This window comes from Paucibacter sp. TC2R-5 (assembly GCF_025717605.1).
GTDB classification, from domain to species: domain Bacteria; phylum Pseudomonadota; class Gammaproteobacteria; order Burkholderiales; family Burkholderiaceae_C; genus Paucibacter_A; species Paucibacter_A albus.
Genome location: NZ_JAJIRQ010000041.1, coordinates 1 through 465, shown reverse-complemented (window position 1 = coordinate 465; position 465 = coordinate 1). Strand labels below are relative to the sequence as shown.

Genomic DNA, 465 nt, shown 5'->3' with positions numbered 1-465 from the left:
GCGGCGTGCGCCGACGCCAAGGCGCTGCTTGCCAGCAGCGTCAAGAAGAAGCGAGAAAACCAATTCATGGCGATGACTCCGGTGAGTGCAATAAGGTGACGATCAAGCGGGGCGCGGCAGGCGGCGGATTTCAGCCACCGGCTTGTTGCCCGCCTTGGCTGCCTTGGCCGACTGGGCACGCCGCGCCGCGTCGATCGCAGCGGCGAGTTGCTCGGTGCCGACGGCCCCACGGAACATCACATCGCCGACGACGATGGCCGGCGTGCCCTGGATGCCCAGCCGCTCGGAGAGCACGCGTACCTCACCGAGCTGGCGGTTAACTGCCACCACGTCCACCGGTTTGAGGCCGAACTGACGGCCGATGGCCTGCAGGCTGGCCGCGTCAATGGACTCGGCGCTCAGCAAGGCCTTGTGCACCTGCTGGGCCGTGGCGCCCTTGCCCGCCGACAAGGCCAGCTGCGCCGC

General features: G+C 68.4%; 1 protein-coding gene. It reads right to left on the bottom strand.

The annotated features are described in order from the left end of the window. Positions 1-102: 102 nt before the first annotated feature. Positions 103-465, bottom strand: a 363-nt coding sequence (locus LNV08_RS22985) for a hypothetical protein (protein ID WP_263536068.1), incomplete at its 5' end; no start/stop codon positions are given.